This window comes from Gemmatimonadota bacterium (assembly GCA_026702745.1).
Classification (GTDB): domain Bacteria; phylum JAAXHH01; class JAAXHH01; order JAAXHH01; family JAAXHH01; genus JAAXHH01.
Genome location: JAPPBT010000065.1, coordinates 211,419 through 230,914 on the forward strand (window position 1 = coordinate 211,419; position 19,496 = coordinate 230,914).

Consider the following 19,496-nt stretch of genomic DNA (forward strand, 5'->3'; position numbering starts at 1 on the left):
GGCGTATATTACCGGTGTATAAACAATGGCTCTATGTCCCGCAAGAGCCGGTCGATTTCGGCGAGGTCGTGCCGGTCCAGCCTGCCCGGCGCCCGCGTGTAGGTCGACGCGATCAGGCCCCGGCGTTTCAGGATCTCCTTGCAGAAGATCACGCCTTGCAGGCTTTCGATGTTGATGAGCGGTAATAGCCGGGTGTGGATCTCACGCGCGCCTTCCACGTCGCCGGCCCGGTAGCGCTCGTAGAGGCGGACCAGCACATCGGTGAATTCGCAGGCCGGCATGGTCCCGCTCGCGCCGCGGTTCAGCTCGTCGATGAACCAGCGTCCGCCGAACCCGGTGAAGACGCCGTGCAGCTCATCCCCGCAGGTCTCCAGCAGCGCCGTTACCGAATGGCCCGGAGGCATCATCTCTTCCTTGATGTACTTCACGTGCGGAATGTCCAGCAGCAACTCACGGATGACGGTCGGTGGGAGGCTGGAACCCAGCGGCGGATCGAAGTTCTGGATGAAAACGGGTCTCCCCATGGCTTCCGCGACCCGGCGGTAGTAGTCGACCAGACCGTCCAGCCCGGGCTTGAGCACGTAGGGCGGCAGGGCGATGGCGCCGTCGGCGCCGGCCTCGCGCGCGTGGCGGCTGAACATCACGGCGACCTCGGTACTCACCCCGGCCACGCCCGCGATCATGGGGATGCGCCCGTCCACCTGTTCCACGGCCACGTCCACGACCCGTTTTCGCTCGTCGTCCGAAAGCAGCCAGAACTCGCTCACCATGACGGGATAGACAATGCCGTGGGTACCCGTATCCACGCAGAAATCGATCTGCCTCCGCAGTCCCTCCTCGTCCAGCGCGCCGTCGTCGGTAAAGGGCGTCTGCGGTATGGTGAATATGCCGTGCCAGTCCTGCCGGCCGTCGCTTGTCATGCCAACCTCCCTTGATCGGAACTAAGGTTTCATCCGTGATTGTGTGACGCTTCCAGGGGCATCCCGGACGCCTTTGCGGCAGGGGTCCGGGACGCGCCTGCAAAATCAGACCGAGACGCGCTCCCCGATGGGGTCCGGGACGCGCCCGTAAACCAATATAATGATTGACAGAAGGGGTGCCACGCCCCTATTTTGTGACGTTGTTTTTGAATGGATAAAGGGCTTGCAGCCGACGCGCGGAATACCCCGGGGAAGCTTGATGACGACGGACGTGGAACCCGATGTAGCATCGCTGGAACTTCACGAATGGCTCGAATCGATTGAGTACGTCATATCGCAGGGCGACCAGGAGCGGACCCGCCGCATCCTCGCGGCGCTGGAGTCCCGGGCCGCCGAGTCCGGCGTACGCCTGCCCTTCTCCGCCAACACGCCCTACGTCAACACCTTTCCCGTCGAACTGCAGGAACCCTATCCCGGCGACCGCGACCTGGAACGGCGCATCAAGAACATCGTGCGCTGGAACGCGCTCGCCATGGTGGTTCGGGCCAACCGGGCCGACGCCTCCATAGGCGGGCACATCTCCACCTACGCGTCGTCCGCGACGCTCTACGAGGTGGGGTTCAACCACTTCTTCCGCAACCGGAACGGAAGCCACGAGGGCGACCTCCTCTTCGTCCAGGGCCACGCCGCGCCCGGTATCTACGCGCGGGCCTATCTCGAAGGCCGTATCTCCGAAGAGCAGCTCAAGCACTTCCGCCACGAGGTGAATACGCCCGGCCTGTCGTCCTATCCCCATCCCTGGCTGATGCCGGACTTCTGGGAATTCCCCACGGTGTCCATGGGTCTCGGCGCCATCACCGGTATCTACCAGGCCCGTTTCATGAAATACCTGGAGAACCGGGGGATCAAGAAGCCGAGCGATTCCAAGGTGTGGGTCATGATGGGCGACGGGGAGATGGACGAGCCCGAGTCCCTCGGCGCCATCACCGTGCCGGTCGTCGAAAACCTCGACAACCTCATCTTCGTAATCAACTGCAACCTGCAGCGACTCGACGGCCCCGTCCGGGGCAACCACAAGATCATACAGGAGCTCGAGGCCATCTTCCGGGGCGCGGGATGGAACGTGATCAAGTGCATCTGGGGTAGCGACTGGGACCCCCTCCTGGAAAAGGACGGCGACGGTCTCCTCGTAAACCGCATGCACGAGACGGTGGACGGCCAGTACCAGAAGTACAGCATGGCGTCCGGCGAATACATCCGGAACAAGTTCTTCGGCGTCCATCCGGATTTGAAGAAGATGGTGGAACACCTGTCCGATGCACAGCTGCAGCACCTGCGGCGGGGCGGCCACGATCCGCTCAAGGTCTACCACGCCTACAAGGCCGCCGTGGAGAACGAGGGTTCGCCGACGGTCATCCTGATGAAGACGATCAAGGGATACGGCCTGGGCGACAGCGGGCAGGGCGCCAACAGCACCCACCAGATCAAGAAGATGGAGGACAGCGACCTGCTGGCCTTCCGGGACCGGTTCCGGATCCCTATTTCCGATGAAGACGTGGCCGAAGTGCCCTTCTACAAGCCGCCCGAGGACAGCGAGGAAATCCAGTATCTGCACGAGCGGCGCAGGGCCCTCGGCGGCTACGTGCCCTCCAGGCGAACGACCTTCACGCCGCTCCACGCGCCGGAGCAGGACAAGTACCACAAGTACTACGAGGGGACGGACCGGCAGGTGTCGACGACCATGGCCTTCGTCAACATCCTGTCGGACCTGATGCGCGACAAGGAAATCGGCAACCTGATCGTGCCCATCGTACCCGACGAGGCCCGGACCTTCGGCATGGAGGCCCTGTTCCGACAGTCCGGCATCTACTCCCCGGTGGGGCAGCTCTACGACCCGGTGGACAGCGAAACGCTCCTCTATTACCGCGAATCGAAAGACGGCCAGCTGCTGGAAGAGGGCATTTCGGAAGCGGGCGCCATGTCGTCCTTCATCGCCGCCGGTACGGCCTACGCCACCTACGACATCAATACCATCCCTTTCTTCATCTACTATTCCATGTTCGGCCTGCAGCGCGTCGGCGACCTGGTCTGGTCCGCGGGCGACATGAAATGCAAGGGCTTCCTGGTCGGCGCCACGTCGGGGCGGACCACGCTGGCGGGCGAAGGACTCCAGCACCAGGACGGTAACAGCCACCTGCTGGCCTACCCCGTGCCGAACCTGCTGGCCTACGACCCGGCCTACGGCTACGAACTGGCGGTGATCATCGAAGAAGGCATCCGGCGCATGTACGAGGAGCAGGAGGACGTGTTCTACTACCTGACCGTGCACAACGAGAACTACGCCATGCCGCCCATGCCCGGCGACCCCGAGGCGACCCGGGAGGGCATCCTCAAGGGGATGTACCTGTTCCGCAAGTCGGAGAAAAAAGACGGCGACCTGCGCGTCCAGCTCTTCGGAAGCGGCGCCATCCTGAACGAGGTGCTCAAGGCGGGACGGATCCTGGAGGAACAGTACGGCGTGGCCGCGGACGTCTGGAGCATCACCAGCTACAAGGCGCTGCACAACGAAGCGGTGGACGTGGAGCGGTGGAACATCATGCATCCCGAGGAAACGCCGCGCGTACCCTACGTGACTTCCTGTGTGGCCGACGTCCCGGGGCCCTACGTGGCGGCCTGCGACTACGTGAAAGCGCTGCCGGACACGGTATCCGCCTGGTTCCCGGGCCACCTGATCACGCTCGGGGCCGATGGATTCGGACGCAGCGACAGCCGCGCCGCCCTGCGGGATTTTTTCGAAGTGGACGCCCGCTATATCGCGCTGTCCGCGCTCTACGGCCTGATGCGCGACGGCAAACTGCCGGCTTCCACGCTGAAGCAGGCGATGGCCGACCTGGAGATCGACGCCGACAAGCCGAATCCGCTCATGCTGTGACGGGCCGAAGCAGGCGATGGCCGTTCCGGAGATCGACGCCGACAAGCCGACTCCACACAAACTAATGGCAGAGGGACGCAAGACCTATGGCAACGCCATTCAATCTTCCGGCGCTGGGTGAGAACGTCGACGCGGGCACCGTGGTAGGTATCCTGGTGGCCGTCGGGGATCAAGTCGAAGAAAACCAGCCCGTCCTGGAGATCGAGACCGACAAGGCCAACCTCGAGGTGCCGTCGGGATTCAGCGGAGTGGTGACTGAAATCCTCGTGGAGAACGGCGCGGCGGCCGAGGTAGGCGCGCCCGTGCTCATGTATGAAGAAGGGGCGGGAGAGGGTGCGACTGGCGGCGAGGCCGCCAGCGAGGCCCCCGCAGCGGAAGCGGACGGAAAGGCGGAGGCTGAAGCGCCTGGTGCCGACGGGCCTGCCGATGATGGTTCGGCGTCCACTATCGAAGTGCCTGCCGAGGAAACCACGGTTGCCGATGCTCCGGAGTCCGGTGTCAGCGAGCCACCCGCCGTGGAAACTGGGTCCTCAGAGAATACCACACCGCCTACACCGCCGGCCCCGGTCGTTCCTGCAGCCGCTTCCACTTCAGGCGCGCCGGTACCGGCGGCACCTTCCGTACGACGCTTCGCCCGGGAGATCGGGCTCGACATCGGCCAGGTACCGGGAACCGGTCCCGACGGCCGCATATCCGTCGAGGACGTCAAGTCTCATTCCAGGCAGTTGAGCGCCGGCCAAGGGGCTGCCGGTCCCTGGCCATCCGCTCCGGCTTCGCTGCCGGACTTCGCGAAATGGGGTCCGGTGGAGACTGAGCCCATGAGCAACCTGCGCCGCGCCGCCGCGGAACACCTGTCCGCAGCGTGGTCGAACATCCCCCACGTCACCTATGCCGACAAGGCCGACGTCACCGACATGGAAGCCCTGCGCAAGCAGTTCGGCCCAGCGGCCGAAGCCGCCGGCGGCAAGCTGACCATGACGGCCATCGCACTGAAGATCGTGGCCGCGGCGCTCAAGCGATTTCCTCTCTTCAACGCCAGCGTCGACATGGCCGGGCAGGAGATCATCCACAAGAAGTACTACCACGTGGGCGTGGCGGTCGACACGGACCGGGGCCTGGTCGTGCCGGTCATCCGGGACGTGGACCGGAAGAACATGGTCGAGTTGTCTGTCGAACTATCCGAGGTCGCCGCCCGGGCGCGGGACAGGAAGCTCTCGCCGGACGATATGCAGGGGAACACCTTCACGATCTCAAATCTGGGCGGGTTCGGCGGGACCTTCTTCGCGCCGATCATCAATGCGCCCGACGTGGCCATCCTGGGGCTGGCGCGAAGCCGCATGGAACAGATATACGTGGATGGCGCGTTCCAGCCGCGTCTCATGCTGCCGCTGATGATCTCCTACGACCACCGGCTCATCGACGGCGCGGACGGCGCCCGCTTCATGCAGTGGCTGGTCCAGGCCTTCGAGGAACCCTTCCTGCTCAGCCTGGAGGGTTGACCGGCCGGACCAGACTTGCCGGATCGTACCTGCCGAATCCCCCAGTCCGGACTGAACCCTGACGTGCCAGCCAGACCACATCCCAATAAAAAAACGAGGCGGTCCTTGTCGAACCGCCCCGTCCAATTGATCTTCGTCGTACTGTAGTTGAACCCTGAATTCCAGGGTGCCCCGCTACCGGGAGATCAGTCCACGGTCTCCATCGTCGTTGCCACCGATTTCAAGAGCCTGTCTTTCATATTCCACACCGTGTAACCGGTGTCGATCAGCCCGGTAGGCGCGTCCTTCCACTCGGCATCCTTGCCGTAGAGGAAATAGGCGTCCCAGACCATGGGGTCCTTGTGTTCCAGTTCCCCCGACTTCTTGTACCAGAATCCCAGTGCGTTCGCGGGGTCCCACATCTGGCTGACCCGTTTGTCGCTGAACACCTGCTCCGCCGCGATCTTGGCCGTATTGACCGCGTCGTTTCGGAGTATACGCTGCCAGACCACGTAGACCCGGAGGTCATCGGAGGGAAACTTATTCAATATCTCTTGCTGCACCGCCCCGGCGCCGCTTATGCAGTGGCCTCAGGTAGGCGAGAACATCACGACGAGGCGGACTTTTCCGGTATCGCCGTTGAACGCCTTCTTGAAATCCACGAGGCTGAGCGGTTCCGGGTTAAAGCTGGTGTTGGTGTTGAGTTGAGCGCCGGCCTGCGAAGCCCACGACAGGGCTCCGGCCAGGATCAGCGCGGTGACCAAGCGAATTCGGTTTGTCATTTGCATCGATCCATTTTCAGGTGGTGGACTAAAACCCCGGTCGTCCCGGGCCGGTCGGGTTAACTATGATATCGACTATGCGTATAGATTGACAAGTGAAATCTTAAGCCTTTTGGACGGCGCAACTAGACCGGGACGATGCGACTAGACCGGGACGGCGTGGTCAGATCAGGTCCGCGCTGTCAGACGTTGAAGCGTGCTTTCAGACGCTGAACCGCACGTTGATCACGTCCCCGTCCGCGACGACGTACTGCTTGCCTTCCACGCGCAGCGTGCCTTTCTCCTTCGCGGCCTGCCATCCACCGAGATCGAGCATCGCCTGCCAGTCCAGCGTTTCCGCCCGGATGAATCCCCGTTCCATGTCCGAGTGCACCGTCCCGGCCGCTTCGGGCGCCGTAACGCCCCTTGTGACGGTCCAGGCCCTGACTTCGTTTTCGCCCACGGTGAAGAACGAGATCAGGTTAAGGAGCCGGTACGATGCGGTGATCATGCGGTTCAGGGCCGATTCCTCGATGCCCAGATCGTCCAAGAAAGCGCCAGCGTCGTCCTCGTCGAGCTGGGCGATCTCCATTTCGACCTTCGCACAGAACGCCAGCGAATCCAGCCCTTCGGTAATTTCATCCAACTCTTCCAGTTTGCTCGCTTCCTTGCCCAGATCTTCTTCGGGGATATTCAGCGCAAGTAGCACCGGCTTCTGCGAGAGGAACCGGTAGCCTCGAAGTCTCTTCTCGTCCTCCGGCGAAAACTGGAGATTCCGGATCAACCCACCGACCTCGATCTCCTGCTTGCACTGTTCGAGCAACTCCCATTCCCGCACCAGGTCGGGCTGTTTCGTGGACCGGGCCTCTTTGGAGAGGCGGGTCAGCCGGCGCTCGATGATCTCGAGGTCGGCGATGGCGAGTTCCAACTCCACCGTCTCGAAATCCGCGCCCGGTGTAACGGACGTACCGGCCAGATCCGGGAAGCCACGGAGGACGTGCACGAGTACGTCCATAGTGCGCAGGTCGGCGAGTCCACCGGCACCCTGCTGTTCCTCCTGCCTTCCCGAACCGGACGTGATGCCGCCTATATCGAGGTATTCAACGGTGGCGAAAGTGGTCTTGCGTGGATTGAACAGACTGGAAAGGCGTTCCAAACGCGGGTCGGGGACCCGGATCGTCCCCCGGTTGGCCGTGTTCTGCCCCGCGTAACCGCCGGTATCCGCGTTGGCCCTGACCAGCGCGTTGAACAACGTGGTCTTCCCGGAACCGGGCAGCCCGACTAGGCCGATCTGCAATTCGGTGTCCTCCCATCAAACACAAAACGTGCGGATCATCGCCTTGTACGCGTCGATCGCCAGGTCGAACTGGTCCAGGTCCATCCATTCGTCCACCGTGTGGGCCTGGCGGATGTCCCCGGGACCGAGCAGGATCAGCTCCATCGTCCTGCCGAAGACCAGGCCGTCGGTGCCGTAGGGAACCGTGTGGGCCTTCTCCGTGCCGGTGATCCCCAGGGCCGTCCGGACAAGCTCCGAGTCCGCGGGCGTACTGAAGGGGTCCCCGATCTTCTGGATCGTCAGTTCAACGCCGTTCCGTTCGGCCGCCTGCCGGGTGCGGTCCAGGAGGGCTTCCTGGTCCTGCCCGGGCATCGGCCGGTAGTAGACCGTGCATGTGCTTTTGGGCGCCGTCATGTTGAGGGCGACGCCGCCGTCGTTGACCCCGATGTTCCAGTCGGAAAAGGGCGGATCGAACTCGTCATTCAGATGTCGGGGTTCCGACCTGAGCTCGTCGTGGATGGCCTTCATCTCCACGAGAAAGGGGATCATGGCGTGATGGGCGTTGACGCCTCTGCCGGTGCTGCTGTGGGCCGCCCGACCCTCCGTCTCGCCCCGCATGAAAACCGCGCCCTTGTGCGCTCGTACGACCTCCATGCGCGTCGGCTCGCAGATGATCCCGTAGCGCAGCCCGCTGCCGTTCAGGAGTTCGGACCGCTCGCTGACTTCGGCCGCGCCCCAGCACCCGACTTCCTCGTCGGCGGTGAACACGAGATAGATCGGCGCGGAGAGTTCCGACGCCTCGAAGGCCGCCCCCGCCGCCAGCATGGTGGACAGGGCGCCTTTCATGTCGCAGCTCCCGCGGCCATAAATCCGGTTGTCCCGGATCTCCGCCGTAAACGGGTCCGTTTCCCATCCGTCTACCGGGACGGTGTCCGAATGGCCCAGCAGCGCGAGGCCGCCCTGCCCCTCGCCCTTGCGGCCGACGAGGTTGACCTTTTCCACGCCGTTGTCGTCCTGATAGGTGATGCGTTCGACCTCGAATCCGACGCGGCCGAGCTGGTCCTGGAGGTAATCGGATACGGCGGCGTTGCTGTTGGCGCTGATCGAATTGAACGCGATCAACTCCCTGGTGACCTGGAGGGGATCGAACATCGCTTAAAGCCTGCTTTCTTTGGTTGGAGGATGCCAATGGGAGGATGCCGGAGGTCGGACTCGAACCGACACGACCTTGCGGTCAAGGGATTTTGAGTCCCTCGCGTCTACCAATTCCACCACTCCGGCACAATCAAGATAGCCCGCCGGAGACATGCTCGTTCGGCGGGCTATCGGTCAATATAAAACGGGGACGACGGGACTCGAACCCGCAACTTCTGCCGTGACAGGGCAGTGCTCTAACCAGATTGAACTACGCCCCCGATTTGATGCATGGGCGATACTGGATTCGAACCAGTGACCTCATGCTTGTAAGGCATGCGCTCTGAACCAACTGAGCTAATCGCCCGCAGGTGTATCCACGCTACGGTCGACGCGATTCCCGGTCGCTGGCCGAACCGGTCCGCGGGAACTTCCCTCTCCAGATCAGGATCACGGGAATGCCCACGCAGTAACCGGATACCATCAACAGCGGCGCCAGGGTAATCGATTCGTAAGCCAGCGCGATGAAACCCGCCAGTATGACGCCGAGTACGATGGCGAGGAGACGAAGGTGACTTCCACGGAACGGCAGGCCATAGGCCTGGGCCGTCGTGGCGCGCCGCCGTCCGGAAGACCGGTTTGAACCGGACGCTGACTGCGATCTTCTCGCCATTTCTCATCCACCTCCACGACCGGCCAATATAGGTAAAATGGCGCTTCGCGTCAAGTCCAAATCAAGGCGGGAAGGCCGTTATTCCTTGACCACCCAGAGCTTCACGCCGGCCTCTACCTGGGCGTGCAGCGCGATGGGAATCGTGTATATGCCCAGCGCCTTGATGGGCTCGTCGAGATGGATCTTGCGCCGGTCGATATCGTAGCCCTTCTCCTTCAGCAGATCGGCGACGTGCTGATGGGTGACGGAACCGAACATGCGGTCTTCTTCGCCGACCTGGACGACGGCGGTGAGGGAGACCTCTTCCAGGACGCCTGCGAGTTCTTCGGCCTGTTCCCGCGTCCTGGCTTCCAGGGCCAGTTGCCGTTTCAATTTGCCCTGGAGCATCTTCAGGTTTCCGGGCGTTGCCGGAATGGCCTTCTTCGTCAGCATCAGGTAGTTCCTGCCGAACCCGTTGGAAACGTCCACGATTTCACCGACGCTTCCCACGTTCCGCACCGACTCGGTCAAAATGAGCTTCACGTCCGACTCCTCGGCTACTTGTAGGTTTCTGGCTACTTGTAGGTTTCTTCGATAAAGGGGAGCAGGCCGATGGCCCGGGCCCGCTTGATGGCCTTTGCCAGGCGCCGCTGGCAAAGCGCGCTCGCGCCGGAAATCCGGCTCGGAACGATTTTGCCCCGTTCGGTGACGAAGCGCCGGAGTGCCTTCGGGTCCTTGTAATCGATGTTCTTGATGCGGCCCGGTATGCGCTTCTGCTTTCTCCCCCTGGTCAACCTTGATTGGTTCATGCTTCCGCTCCCGTTTTCTTGTCGGCCTGTTCCGCCTTCTCGGCCTGCTCGATTTTTTCGGCCTGTTCCGCCTTCTCGTACACATGGGCCGGATGCCTCCTGACCCGCTTCGTCAAGTGCCTGAGCACGCGATCATTCAATTTGAACGACCGGTCCAGCACGTCCACCAGGGCCGGCTCTCCATCGAAACGGATCAGCGTGAAATTGCCCTGGTGGGCGTCGTTGATCTCGTAGCTGAGCTTCCGGCTTCCCCAGCGTTCCGTGTCGATGACTTCTCCCTGGTTCGACGCGATGAGCCCCTCGATGGCGGAGATTTCTTCCTCGAGCGGCTCTTCTTCAAGCTTGGAATCGATAATCACCACTGTTTCATAGGACCGCACGTGCATGCTCCTTAAGTTGTTTGCGGGTTCGCTCCGGCCCGGTCGGCCTTCAGTCCGGTCGGCCTTCAGTCCGGTCGGCCTTCAGTCCGGTCGGCCTTCAGTCCGTGAACGACGGGCCGTTATACCTGTTCGCCGCCTCGCCGCAACCTTCGCTTACGAACACCTCCAGCTGGTCACAGGCCCGGTCGAGGACGATGGGCAGATCCGTTGCTTCCTTTTTGGTAAACTCCTCCAGCACGTAATCGACCAGCGTATCGGCATCCCGGGGTTGATCTACGCCAATGCGCTGGCGGGCGAATGCTTCCGTGCCCAGCGTATCGATAATGGATTCCAGGCCCCGGTGGCCGCCATGACTGCCCTTCGACCTGAGACGCAACGTACCGAAGGGTAAATTGACGTCGTCGCAGACGACCACGATGCGATCGACGTCGAGTTCGTAATGTCCCACCGCCTCCCGGACCGCGTAACCGCTGCGGTTCATGAAGGTCACCGGCTTGACCAGCGCCACGGGCAGTCCGCCGATCTTCGCGATGGTACCGTGAAACCGCTCGCTGATCGGGGCGAGCTCAAGACCGAGGCGCCGAAGCCAAGTGTCGATCACGTCGAAACCGGCGTTGTGGCGCGTGTCCGCATACCGGACACCGGGATTGCCAAGGCCGATGAAGGCATGCATGGACGGATCGTCAGGCCGCTCTGCGGGCCGCAAGGAACCGGAATCGGCATGCTGACACATATCCGGACTGCCTTAGTCTTCTTGCTCGTCCTCGGTCCCGTCTTCTTCCTCGCCGTCTTCCCGGGCCTGGCCGATGATCTCCGGCTCTTCCTGCTCCAGGTCGACTTCCTCTTCCTCCGGCTCCTCCGCCATTGGCGTCAGTACGGATACCACGGCGACCTCTCCGTCGGTTACGATCTCGACGTTCTCGAAGGTAAGATCGCTGATGTGGATCGTATCGCCCATGCTCAATTCGCTGATATCCACTTCCAGGTGCTCGGGAATCTCGGAAGCCACGCAACTGATTTCGACCACCCGCAGGGACTGGTCGAGCACGCCGCCGTCTCTTGTCACGCCGATGGGCTCACCGATCATCACGAGCGAAACCTCCGTGGTGATCCGGTCGCTCATCCTGATCTGCTGGAAGTCGGCGTGGAGCAACTGGTTTCTCAGGTAGTCACGCTGGATATCCCGCAACAGGGCTTTCTTGTCCTCCATGCCCTCGATTTCCAGGTTGATGACAACGCTTTCGCCCCGGGTCTTTCTGAGGAAGCCCTCGAACTCGCGATAGTCGAGGGTCAGCGGCGTGGAGGATTCCCCGCTGCCGTAGACCACGGCGGGCAGCGCGCCGTCCCGCCGAAGCGCCTTGGCGACCTGCTTGCCGGTGTCCGTCCGCTGACGGGCCTTTAACGATACCTGGTTCATCTACTTCTCCTGTTTCAAGTCTGATCCGACGATTCGAAGAGCGAGCTGACGGATTTTTCTTCGTGTATGCGCTTGATCGCCTCGCCGAACAGGGACGCCACGGACAACTGTTCCAGCTTGCCCCGACACATGTCCTCGTTCAGGCGTATCGAGTCCGAGACGATCAGGCAGTCCAGTACGGAATCCTCCACCTTCTGCATGGCGTTTCCGGAGAGCAGGGCGTGGGTACACGCCGCGTAGATCGTCTCCGCGCCGTTCTTCTTCAGGGCCTCGGCCGCGCCGGTCAGGCTCCCCCCGGTGTCGATCATGTCGTCTCGGATGATCACGTTCTTGCCTTCCACTTCGCCGATCACGTTGACGACCTCGGACACGTTGGGTCTCGGCCGACGCTTGTCCACCAGGGCCAGCGGGCAGTTCAGCCGCCTGCCGTAGGACCGGGCCATGGCCATGCCCCCGGCGTCCGGGGACGCGATCACCAGGTCATCCGAAGTCCCCAGCTCCCTGAGCCGGCGGGTAAATACCGGCGCCGAATACAGGTGGTCCAGGGGGATGTCGAAGAACCCCTGGATCTGGGGCGCGTGCAGGTCCATGGTGAGCACGCGGTCCGCTCCGGCCGCGGCGATCAGGTTCGCCATGACCTTGGCCGAAATGGGTACCCGGGGCCCCGCCTTGCGGTCCTGGCGGGCGTAGCCGTAGTAGGGGATCACCGCGGTGGCCCTTCGCGCCGATGCCCGTTTGGCCGCGTCCAGCAAAAGCAGCAGTTCGACGAGGTTCTCCGCCGGCGAGTTGGTCGACTGGACCACGAACACGTCGGTGCCGCGGATGTCCTCGTTGATGTGGATCCGGATCTCGTCGTCGCTGAAACGGGAAACGGCGGCGTTGCCCAGGGGTACGCCGAGATATTCGCAAATGTCTTTCGCAAGCGGTGCGTTTGAATTTCCACTCAGAATCTTCAAACCGACCGCCACGTGCCGCCCTCCTCCGGTACCTCGATTAAACCGCGGCGTCCCGCCGGGATGACGAGGAGACCGCGAAGACCCGCCAGGACGGTTCGAACCGTCCCCGCAAGTCCTGTGCTATCCGTTCCGCCTCCGCCCGCCCGGGCGCCAGTCCGAAGACCGACGGGCCGCTGCCGGACATCAGCATACCCTTCAGTCCGGCGTCCGCAAGCAGGTCTCTCGCCCCGTCGATTTCGGGGTGGGCTGCCCGGACCGCCGGTTCCAGATCGTTATGCAGACAGGAGGCCAGTCTATCGGCATCCCCGTCCTGCATGACAGAAGAGATTAAGTTAATACAGGACGCGTCCTTTGTCAATTCCATTTTCCATTGGCTGTAGGCCCATCCGCTCGCGACTTCGAGGGGTGGGCAGACCAGGACGTAGTGGCGCGGTCCGGGCGCATCCAGCCAGGCGACCTTTTCCCCCCGTCCGGAAGCTACGGCCACACCGCCATGGAGACAGAAGGGCACGTCGGATCCGAGCTCCGCGGCTAAGTCCGCCAGGTCTGCTTCTCCCAACCCCAGCGACCAGAGCGCATTGAGTCCGTGCAGCGTCATGGCCGCGTTGCCGCTCCCGCCGGCGAGTCCCGCGGCCACGGGGATGCGCTTCTCGATGTGGATCCGCGCGCCCCGGTCCCCGATTCCGCAGCGTGCCCGTACGAGTCCGGCCGCCCTGTGGACCAGGTTGCGCCCGTCCGTCGGCACGGCCGGGTCGGAGCAGGTGACGGTCGTTCCCTGCTCCTGTGCGGACACTTCCAGTTCATCGGCCAGGTCCACGGTCTCCATCAGCGTGACGATCTCGTGGTAGCCGTCGGCCCGCTTGCCGAGCAGGTGAATGGCGAGATTGATCTTGGCAAAGGAACGAAGGGTCATTCGCCGTCCGCAACGCGGGATGTGGTCTGCGTGATGATGATGTGGACGATGATCATGTGCATGTTTTCCGCCATGCCGTAGTCGTCCACGGGGACGTGGACCGAGTGCTTCGCCGATGCCTTCAGGGCGCCGCCGGAGAACCCCGTCACCGCGACCGTCACCATCCCGGCGGAACGGGCGAACTCCATGGCGCGGATCACGTTGGGGCTGTTCCCCGAAGCGCTGATGCCGATGACCACGTCGCCCGGCGCACCGAGATTGCGCAGCTGCTGCTCGAAGACCAGGTCGTAGTCGAAGTCGTTGGCCCAGGCCGTGACGTAGGGCAGGTTGTCTGTGAGGCTGTTGACCCGGAAGCGGGGCGCGTCCTCCGTGCCGCGGAGCGTGCCCTTGCCCAGGTCCACGGCGAAGTGGGAAGCCGTGGCCGCGCTGCCGCCGTTGCCGATGACGAAGATCCCCCGCCCGTTCTTCCGCGCGTCCATCAGGAGGTCGATGAGCGCCTGCACTTCGCCGGGTTCGATCCGGCCGAGGACCTCCTTCGTCCATTCGAGGTATTCGCGGATCATCGGACCACCCCCGTCCAGTCGAGGTATTCGCGGATCATTTCGATACCTGCCTTCGCATGTTGAAGATCACCTTGGTGCCGTCGCGTTCCAGGTTGAAGGGCAGTTCCCGGTAGTCGGACAGCGCGTCGCGCACCCGGGGCCGGGAGGACTCCGGGCAGCACAGGAGCAGGAAGCCGCCGCCGCCCGCGCCGCACACCTTGCCGCCCGTGGCGCCGGCGTCCCTGGCCTTCCGGTACATGGCGTCGATCTCGTCGTTGCTCACGAGTCCGGACATCTTGTACTTCCAGGTCCAGCCCCGGTCCAGCAGCTCGCCCATGCGGTCGATCTCTCCCGCCGCGAGGGCTGACCGCGCGCTTTGCGCCACGGACTTGATCTCTTTCACCAGGGCGAACTTGCCGGTCATGTTCGCTTTCTGCTCGCGCAGGATGGTCTCTGCCTTGCGGGTCTTGTTGGTGTAGAACAGCATCAGGCTTTCGCCCAGCCGTTCCGCGTGACCGTCGGCGAGACCGAGGCGTTCCACCTCCACGCCGCCGGGCCGGAACGTGAACCCGCACAGTCCGCCGTAGGCCGCGATGTACTGGTCCTGCTTCCCGATGGGCTGGCCGCACCGTTCGATCTCGATCTCGCATGCGTCCCGAGCCAGTTTCTCGGTAGGCTGCGGGTTGCCGCAATAGGTATACAGGGCATTCAGCAGGCCGACCGTGATGCTGCTCGAGGACCCCAGGCCCGATCCCTCGGAAGGGATGTCCGTCAGCGTCGTGATCTCCACGCCCCGGGTCACGCCGGTGAGCCGCAGCGCCTCCCGGATCAGGTCGTGCTCGATCTCATCGGGATGATCGACGGCCTCCCGCTTCGAGTAGTTGACGTAGATACGGTCGTCGAACCGTTCGTTGATGATGACGAAGATGTACTTGTCGATGGCCGCGCTGACGACCAGGCCGTCCTCCCGTTCGTAGAAATCGGCGAAATCCGTGAGGCCGCCGGCGAAGCTGATGCGCAGGGGCGTCTGAGTGATGATCATGGATTCCCGCCGTTTGTTTCGTTGGTGGGGCCAGCCTTCGGCGGGTCGATGGCGTCCGGGTGCGCCCCCCGCGCGTCGCCGCGGTTTGCCCGCCGCGCCAGGTAACCGTCCAGGGCGTCCTCCCAGGAGGGCATTTCCGCGATGCCCAGGGACCGGATCCGGCCGTTGTCCAGTACCGTGTACAGGGGCCGGGCGGCGGGCGCGCCGTACGCTTCGGTGGTCGTGGGCTTCACGGCCGCTTCGATGCCTGTCTTTCGAAATATAGTCCGTGCAAAGTCATAGTAGGAACACGCGCCTGCGCTGGTCACATGGTACGTGCCGAAGGCGTCGGTGGTCACCAGTTCCGCAAGGGCGCTGGCCAGGTCGTCCGTCCCCGTGGGCGACATCACCTGGTCGCTGACCACGACCACTTCCCGTCTTTCCGTGCCGGCACGAATCATGGCCTCGACGAAATTGTATCCTTTCCCGCCCCCGCCGGAGTGGCCGAACAGGCCGGTGGTGCGGATGATGAAATGACGGTCCCAGGTCGAACGCACCAGGTGTTCGCCGGAGAGCTTGGCCGTGCCGTAGACGTTCAGGGGAAGGGGCAGGTCATCCTCCCGGTAAGGCCGGTCCGCCGTGCCGTCGAAGACGAAATTCGTGCTGACGTGCACCAGTTTCGCCCCGTACATGCGGCAGGCCATGGCCAGGTGCCAGGGGCCGAAGGCATTGACGGCGAAGGTCTTGTCGGGATGGGACTCGCACTCGTCGACCCGGTGGTACGCCGCGGTATTGATCACCGCATCGGGCCGGTGGTCCTTCATCAGAGCGTAAACGCGATGTTTCTCGGTGACATCGAGTTCACCGTGCGTGCACGGAATCAGTTCGTGATCCGCCAGCGAACGCTGCAGGTCCGTACCCAGTTGTCCCCGGGCCCCGGTTATGAGGATGCGCATTTGCTCCTGTCACCCGCCGGTCAGGCGTCCCGCAGGTGTTTTTCGACGACACCCGGCGCCTGGTCCACGGCTTCGTCGATCCGGGACGCGTCCTTCCCCCCGGCCTGTGCCATATGCGCCTTGCCCCCGCCGCCTCCGCCGATGAAGGCGGCCACATCCCGCGCCAGTTTGCCCGCGTGGAGCCCGCGCCCGGAAATCGCGCCATCGGTCGCCACGACGATACAGACGGGGCGTTCCTCGAAGCTGGCGAACAGCACGCCGACCGCTGCGCCGGAAAGTCGCTCGCGCAGCGAGTCTCCCATGGCGCGGAGGGTGTCCATGTCCGGGCAATCCACCCGGCCCGCGGCGACGGCGACGCCGTCCGCGTCCACGGCGCCGTCTGCGAGTTCATCGACCCAGTTCTGCGACGAGGACCGGCCCATTTCCCGGATGTGCCGTTCCAGCTCGCGGACCCGTGCAGTCAGGTCCCCGGCCCTTTTCGCCAGGTCCTCCGGCTCGCTCTTGAGGGCCTCCGCGGCCCCCGCGACGAGTCCTTCGTCCCGTTTGACGGATTCGTACGCGCCGGCGCCGGTCAGGGCCTCCACCCGCCGCACGCCGGCGGCGATGCCCGATTCCCGGACCAGCCGGAACAACCCGATCTCGCCCGTGGCGCCGAGGTGGGTGCCGCCGCACAGCTCCAGGCTCACCTCGCCGATGCGCACCACGCGCACCCGGTCCTCGTACTTTTCGGTGAAAAGCGCCATGGCGCCCTGATGCTTCGCTTCTTCAAGGTCGGTTTCGAACGGCTCGACGCGGATGTTCTCCCATACGAGCTCGTTGACCCGGCGTTCGATCGCGTTCTGTTCTTCGGGCGTGACGGCGCTGAAATGCGCGAAATCGAAACGCAGGCGGTCGGGCGCGACTACGGAGCCCCGCTGTTCCACGTGGGCGCCCAGGGTCTCCCGAAGCACGGCGTGCAGGAGATGAGTCGCCGTATGGTTCCGCATGATGGACTGCCTGCGGTCCGAGTCGACCCGCGCGGTGACGGTCATGCCGGGTTTGAGATCAGCGGCGCTGCCCGGGTCGCATTGGTGGATGATCGTGTCGCCGTCCCGCGTGGTGTCCAGCACGGCGATCCGCCCGCCCGATTCCGTCTCAAGCCAGCCGGTGTCGCCCACCTGTCCGCCCGATTCGGCGTAGAAGGGGGTTTCGGTGAGGAGGACGGAGCCGTTTTCACGGGCGGCGATGGTCGTCCTTTCCACTAAATGGGTGTCGTAACCGACGAACTTGGTATTAGTGACGACTTTGACTTCTGCAGAACCAGTCACATTGGGTAAGGTACCCTGTGCCGATACGTACACCGTTTTACCGCCGGACCTCGACCTCTCCCGCTGCTGTCCCATCTCCGCCTCGAAGCCGGCCATATCCACCGTCATGTCCTTCTCATCGGCCATCAGTTGCGTCAAATCCACAGGGAAACCGTAGGTATCGTAAAGTTTGAAGGCCTCTACGCCCCGGATTTCATTTCGTCCCTCGGCGCCCGCCCGTTCGACGATATCCTCGAAGAGTTCGATGCCGTGATCGAGCGTGCGCCCGAAGCTCTCCTCTTCGGACCGGATCACCTGCTCCACCTTTTCCTGCGCGGCGGAGAGTTCCGGGTAGGCCGCGCCCATCTCTTCGGTGAGCGTCGGCACGAGCCGGTAGAGGAACGGATCGGCCAGGCCGAGATTGCGGCCATACCGCGCCGCGCGGCGGAGGATGCGCCTGAGGACATAGCCCCGTCCTTCGTTGGAAGGCAGGGCGCCGTCGGCTATGGCGAAGGCCAGGGCCCGGATGTGGTCGGCGACCACGCGGTAGGCCACATCCGTATCCCCTTTCGCGTAGGGATGTTGCGACAGTTCGCCGATGTGGTCCATCAGCGGGCGGAACACGTCGGTATCGTAGTTCGAATCCACGCCCTGCAGGATGCTGAGCATCCGTTCGAACCCCATGCCCGTGTCGACGTGGCGGGACGGCAGGGGTGTCAACGCGCCATCGGCGCCCCGGTCGTACTGGATGAAGACCAGGTTCCAGATCTCCACCAGGCGTGTAGGGTCTTCAAGTGCCTGGTCTCCGTTGGCCCCGCCGACATGGCCGGGATCTTCATTTCGACCTGTCCGCTCCGGCCCCAGGTCGTAGTGGATTTCCGAGTTGGGACCGCAGGGCCCGGTCTCGCCCATTTCCCAGAAATTGTCCTTCTCGTCGAATCGGAGTATGCGGTCGGCGGGCACGCCGGTGTGGCGCTGCCAGAGCAGCTCGGCCTCGTCATCCTCGCGGAACACGGAAACCCACAAACGTTCAGCGGGGAGATCCAACCTCTCTGTGAGCAGTTCCCAGGCCCAGGTTATGGCTTCTTCCTTGTAGTAGTCGCCGAAGGACCAGTTCCCCAGCATTTCGAAGAAGGTCTGGTGAATGGGCGATCGGCCCACGTCTTCGAGGTCGTTGTGTTTTCCACCGGCCCGAATGCATTTCTGGAAATCCACGGCGCGCACGTATTCGCGTGTGCTCTTCCCAAGAAAAACGTCCTTGAACTGGTTCATCCCCGCGTTGGTGAAGAGCAACGTGGGATCGTCCCAGGGCACCACGCTGGCGCTCGGCACGATCGTGTGGCCGCGGTCGGCGAAAAACTCGGTAAAGGACTTGCGCAGTTCGGCTCCGGTCAATTTCGGGACTCCTCTATCTCGTCCAGCACGCGATGGACGACCTGGTAGATGACGGCCTGCCCGAACCCGCGCCTGCCCAGGAAGGCGACCATGCGGCGGTGTGCCGCGTCGCGGTCGAGCCGTGCATATCGATAAGACTGGCGGTGCAGCGCTTCGTAGGCCCGTTCGGTTTCCCCTTCGCGGGATGCACTATCCTCGAGGGCGGTATCGACGATTTCGGCATCAATCCCCTTCTGGCGCAACTCGCGGCGCAACAGGGACAGGCCGGCCGGCCTTCTCCGTAGCCGTTCGTCGATCCACAGCCGGGCGAAGCGCCCGTCGTCGATCAGTCCCGCGTGCTCAAGCCGGTCAAGCACCTGGTCGATCACCTCGTCCGGCCGCCCCCTGGACTTGAGTCTCACCTCCAGCTCGCGTCGCGTACGCATGCGGTGGTCGATGAGCCGGTGGGCTTCGGTCATGGCCCGGGAGACGCCGTCGGCCAGTTCCACTTCCCGCAGCCGTTCCGGGTCCATCGCCTGGCCGTCGAAAAGTCCGAACCGGAGGAAGGTCTCTTCCGTGATCGTCAGGATGCGTTCCCCGTCGATCGTGACCTTGCGTTCCCGTCGACCTCCGCTCCCCCGCGGGGTGATATCCGTTATGGTCGGCATGGTCATTCCAGTTGGTCATTC

20 protein-coding genes and 3 tRNA genes are annotated in these 19,496 nt (G+C 63.5%); 2 read left to right on the plus strand and 21 right to left on the minus strand.

Translation table 11 applies throughout. The annotated features are described in order from the left end of the window. Window positions 1–8: 8 nt before the first annotated feature. Window positions 9–920, minus strand: coding sequence for a dihydrodipicolinate synthase family protein (locus OXH56_10970; protein MCY3555833.1), 912 nt, complete (start codon window positions 918–920; stop codon window positions 9–11). 259 nt (window positions 921–1,179) lie between these two features. Here OXH56_10970 and aceE point away from each other — a divergent pair, with 259 nt between their 5' ends. Further along, complete coding sequence (gene aceE / locus OXH56_10975; protein MCY3555834.1) at window positions 1,180–3,852, plus strand: pyruvate dehydrogenase (acetyl-transferring), homodimeric type; 2,673 nt, start codon at window positions 1,180–1,182, stop codon at window positions 3,850–3,852. 86 nt (window positions 3,853–3,938) lie between these two features. Further along, a complete protein-coding gene (locus OXH56_10980; GenBank protein ID MCY3555835.1) occupies window positions 3,939–5,351 on the plus strand; it encodes a 2-oxo acid dehydrogenase subunit E2 in 1,413 nt (470 codons plus the stop codon). A 185-nt stretch (window positions 5,352–5,536) separates the two neighbouring features. Here OXH56_10980 and OXH56_10985 read toward each other — a convergent pair whose 3' ends face one another. The 20 genes from OXH56_10985 to OXH56_11080 form a co-directional block, all read right to left on the minus strand. Then, the gene (locus tag OXH56_10985; GenBank protein MCY3555836.1) at window positions 5,537–5,878 is read right to left on the minus strand and encodes a hypothetical protein; all 342 of its coding nucleotides are present in this window, start codon (window positions 5,876–5,878) and stop codon (window positions 5,537–5,539) included. A gap of 42 nt (window positions 5,879–5,920) precedes the next feature. Further along, on the minus strand, window positions 5,921–6,112 hold the full coding sequence (locus OXH56_10990) for a hypothetical protein (protein ID MCY3555837.1): 192 nt from the start codon (window positions 6,110–6,112) through the stop codon (window positions 5,921–5,923). A 202-nt stretch (window positions 6,113–6,314) separates the two neighbouring features. Further along, complete coding sequence (ychF, locus tag OXH56_10995) at window positions 6,315–7,388, minus strand: redox-regulated ATPase YchF (GenBank protein ID MCY3555838.1); 1,074 nt, start codon at window positions 7,386–7,388, stop codon at window positions 6,315–6,317. Between the two features lie 15 nt (window positions 7,389–7,403). Further along, a complete protein-coding gene (locus tag OXH56_11000; GenBank protein ID MCY3555839.1) occupies window positions 7,404–8,519 on the minus strand; it encodes a M20 family metallopeptidase in 1,116 nt (371 codons plus the stop codon). Window positions 8,520–8,564: 45 nt separating this feature from the next. Beyond that, a tRNA-Leu gene (locus OXH56_11005) sits at window positions 8,565–8,648 on the minus strand. 59 nt (window positions 8,649–8,707) lie between these two features. Then, window positions 8,708–8,782 (minus strand) — tRNA-Asp (locus OXH56_11010). Window positions 8,783–8,793: 11 nt separating this feature from the next. Continuing rightward, a tRNA-Val gene (locus OXH56_11015) sits at window positions 8,794–8,868 on the minus strand. A 15-nt stretch (window positions 8,869–8,883) separates the two neighbouring features. Continuing rightward, window positions 8,884–9,174: a hypothetical protein gene (locus OXH56_11020; protein MCY3555840.1), complete on the minus strand. Its 291-nt coding sequence runs from the start codon at window positions 9,172–9,174 to the stop codon at window positions 8,884–8,886. A gap of 78 nt (window positions 9,175–9,252) precedes the next feature. Continuing rightward, window positions 9,253–9,696 carry a 50S ribosomal protein L9 gene (rplI, locus tag OXH56_11025; protein ID MCY3555841.1) on the minus strand — a complete coding sequence of 148 codons (444 nt, stop codon included), beginning with the start codon at window positions 9,694–9,696 and terminating at the stop codon, window positions 9,253–9,255. A 32-nt stretch (window positions 9,697–9,728) separates the two neighbouring features. Beyond that, a complete protein-coding gene (gene rpsR, locus OXH56_11030) occupies window positions 9,729–9,962 on the minus strand; it encodes a 30S ribosomal protein S18 (protein ID MCY3555842.1) in 234 nt (77 codons plus the stop codon). Then, on the minus strand, window positions 9,959–10,342 hold the full coding sequence (rpsF, locus tag OXH56_11035; GenBank protein ID MCY3555843.1) for a 30S ribosomal protein S6: 384 nt from the start codon (window positions 10,340–10,342) through the stop codon (window positions 9,959–9,961). Before rpsF ends, rpsR begins: the two co-directional genes overlap by 4 nt. A gap of 97 nt (window positions 10,343–10,439) precedes the next feature. Next, window positions 10,440–11,015, minus strand: a complete 576-nt coding sequence (gene pth, locus OXH56_11040) for an aminoacyl-tRNA hydrolase (protein ID MCY3555844.1) — start codon at window positions 11,013–11,015, stop codon at window positions 10,440–10,442. A gap of 72 nt (window positions 11,016–11,087) precedes the next feature. Beyond that, window positions 11,088–11,759, minus strand: a complete 672-nt coding sequence (locus tag OXH56_11045; GenBank protein ID MCY3555845.1) for a 50S ribosomal protein L25 — start codon at window positions 11,757–11,759, stop codon at window positions 11,088–11,090. A 14-nt stretch (window positions 11,760–11,773) separates the two neighbouring features. Continuing rightward, on the minus strand, window positions 11,774–12,727 hold the full coding sequence (locus OXH56_11050) for a ribose-phosphate pyrophosphokinase (GenBank protein MCY3555846.1): 954 nt from the start codon (window positions 12,725–12,727) through the stop codon (window positions 11,774–11,776). A 25-nt stretch (window positions 12,728–12,752) separates the two neighbouring features. Then, window positions 12,753–13,628: a 4-(cytidine 5'-diphospho)-2-C-methyl-D-erythritol kinase gene (ispE, locus tag OXH56_11055; protein MCY3555847.1), complete on the minus strand. Its 876-nt coding sequence runs from the start codon at window positions 13,626–13,628 to the stop codon at window positions 12,753–12,755. After that, a complete protein-coding gene (locus OXH56_11060; GenBank protein MCY3555848.1) occupies window positions 13,625–14,191 on the minus strand; it encodes an SIS domain-containing protein in 567 nt (188 codons plus the stop codon). The genes ispE and OXH56_11060 overlap by 4 nt, the downstream gene beginning before the upstream one ends. A 34-nt stretch (window positions 14,192–14,225) precedes the next feature. After that, on the minus strand, window positions 14,226–15,212 hold the full coding sequence (locus tag OXH56_11065; protein ID MCY3555849.1) for a GHMP kinase: 987 nt from the start codon (window positions 15,210–15,212) through the stop codon (window positions 14,226–14,228). Beyond that, window positions 15,209–16,147, minus strand: a complete 939-nt coding sequence (gene rfbD, locus OXH56_11070; GenBank protein MCY3555850.1) for a dTDP-4-dehydrorhamnose reductase — start codon at window positions 16,145–16,147, stop codon at window positions 15,209–15,211. Before rfbD ends, OXH56_11065 begins: the two co-directional genes overlap by 4 nt. 20 nt (window positions 16,148–16,167) lie before the next feature. Then, window positions 16,168–18,828, minus strand: coding sequence for an alanine--tRNA ligase (alaS, locus tag OXH56_11075; GenBank protein ID MCY3555851.1), 2,661 nt, complete (start codon window positions 18,826–18,828; stop codon window positions 16,168–16,170). Next, complete coding sequence (locus OXH56_11080; GenBank protein ID MCY3555852.1) at window positions 18,825–19,475, minus strand: regulatory protein RecX; 651 nt, start codon at window positions 19,473–19,475, stop codon at window positions 18,825–18,827. The genes alaS and OXH56_11080 overlap by 4 nt, the downstream gene beginning before the upstream one ends. Window positions 19,476–19,496 lie beyond the last annotated feature (21 nt).

What these genes read in the sequence shown, in the direction of transcription:
- OXH56_11065 (MCY3555849.1), bottom strand. Translation starts at nt 15,212, where the DNA reads ATGATCATCACTCAGACGCCCCTGCGCATCAGCTTCGCCGGCGGCCTC.
- rfbD (MCY3555850.1), bottom strand. Translation starts at nt 16,147, where the DNA reads ATGCGCATCCTCATAACCGGGGCCCGGGGACAACTGGGTACGGACCTG.
- OXH56_11020 (MCY3555840.1), bottom strand. Translation starts at nt 9,174, where the DNA reads ATGGCGAGAAGATCGCAGTCAGCGTCCGGTTCAAACCGGTCTTCCGGA.
- OXH56_11045 (MCY3555845.1), bottom strand. Translation starts at nt 11,759, where the DNA reads ATGAACCAGGTATCGTTAAAGGCCCGTCAGCGGACGGACACCGGCAAG.
- OXH56_11060 (MCY3555848.1), bottom strand. Translation starts at nt 14,191, where the DNA reads ATGATCCGCGAATACCTCGAATGGACGAAGGAGGTCCTCGGCCGGATC.
- OXH56_10990 (MCY3555837.1), bottom strand. Translation starts at nt 6,112, where the DNA reads ATGACAAACCGAATTCGCTTGGTCACCGCGCTGATCCTGGCCGGAGCC.
- ispE (MCY3555847.1), bottom strand. Translation starts at nt 13,628, where the DNA reads ATGACCCTTCGTTCCTTTGCCAAGATCAATCTCGCCATTCACCTGCTC.
- rpsR (MCY3555842.1), bottom strand. Translation starts at nt 9,962, where the DNA reads ATGAACCAATCAAGGTTGACCAGGGGGAGAAAGCAGAAGCGCATACCG.
- OXH56_11080 (MCY3555852.1), bottom strand. Translation starts at nt 19,475, where the DNA reads ATGCCGACCATAACGGATATCACCCCGCGGGGGAGCGGAGGTCGACGG.
- aceE (MCY3555834.1), top strand. Translation starts at nt 1,180, where the DNA reads ATGACGACGGACGTGGAACCCGATGTAGCATCGCTGGAACTTCACGAA.
- pth (MCY3555844.1), bottom strand. Translation starts at nt 11,015, where the DNA reads ATGCATGCCTTCATCGGCCTTGGCAATCCCGGTGTCCGGTATGCGGAC.
- OXH56_10970 (MCY3555833.1), bottom strand. Translation starts at nt 920, where the DNA reads ATGACAAGCGACGGCCGGCAGGACTGGCACGGCATATTCACCATACCG.
- OXH56_11000 (MCY3555839.1), bottom strand. Translation starts at nt 8,519, where the DNA reads ATGTTCGATCCCCTCCAGGTCACCAGGGAGTTGATCGCGTTCAATTCG.
- OXH56_10980 (MCY3555835.1), top strand. Translation starts at nt 3,939, where the DNA reads ATGGCAACGCCATTCAATCTTCCGGCGCTGGGTGAGAACGTCGACGCG.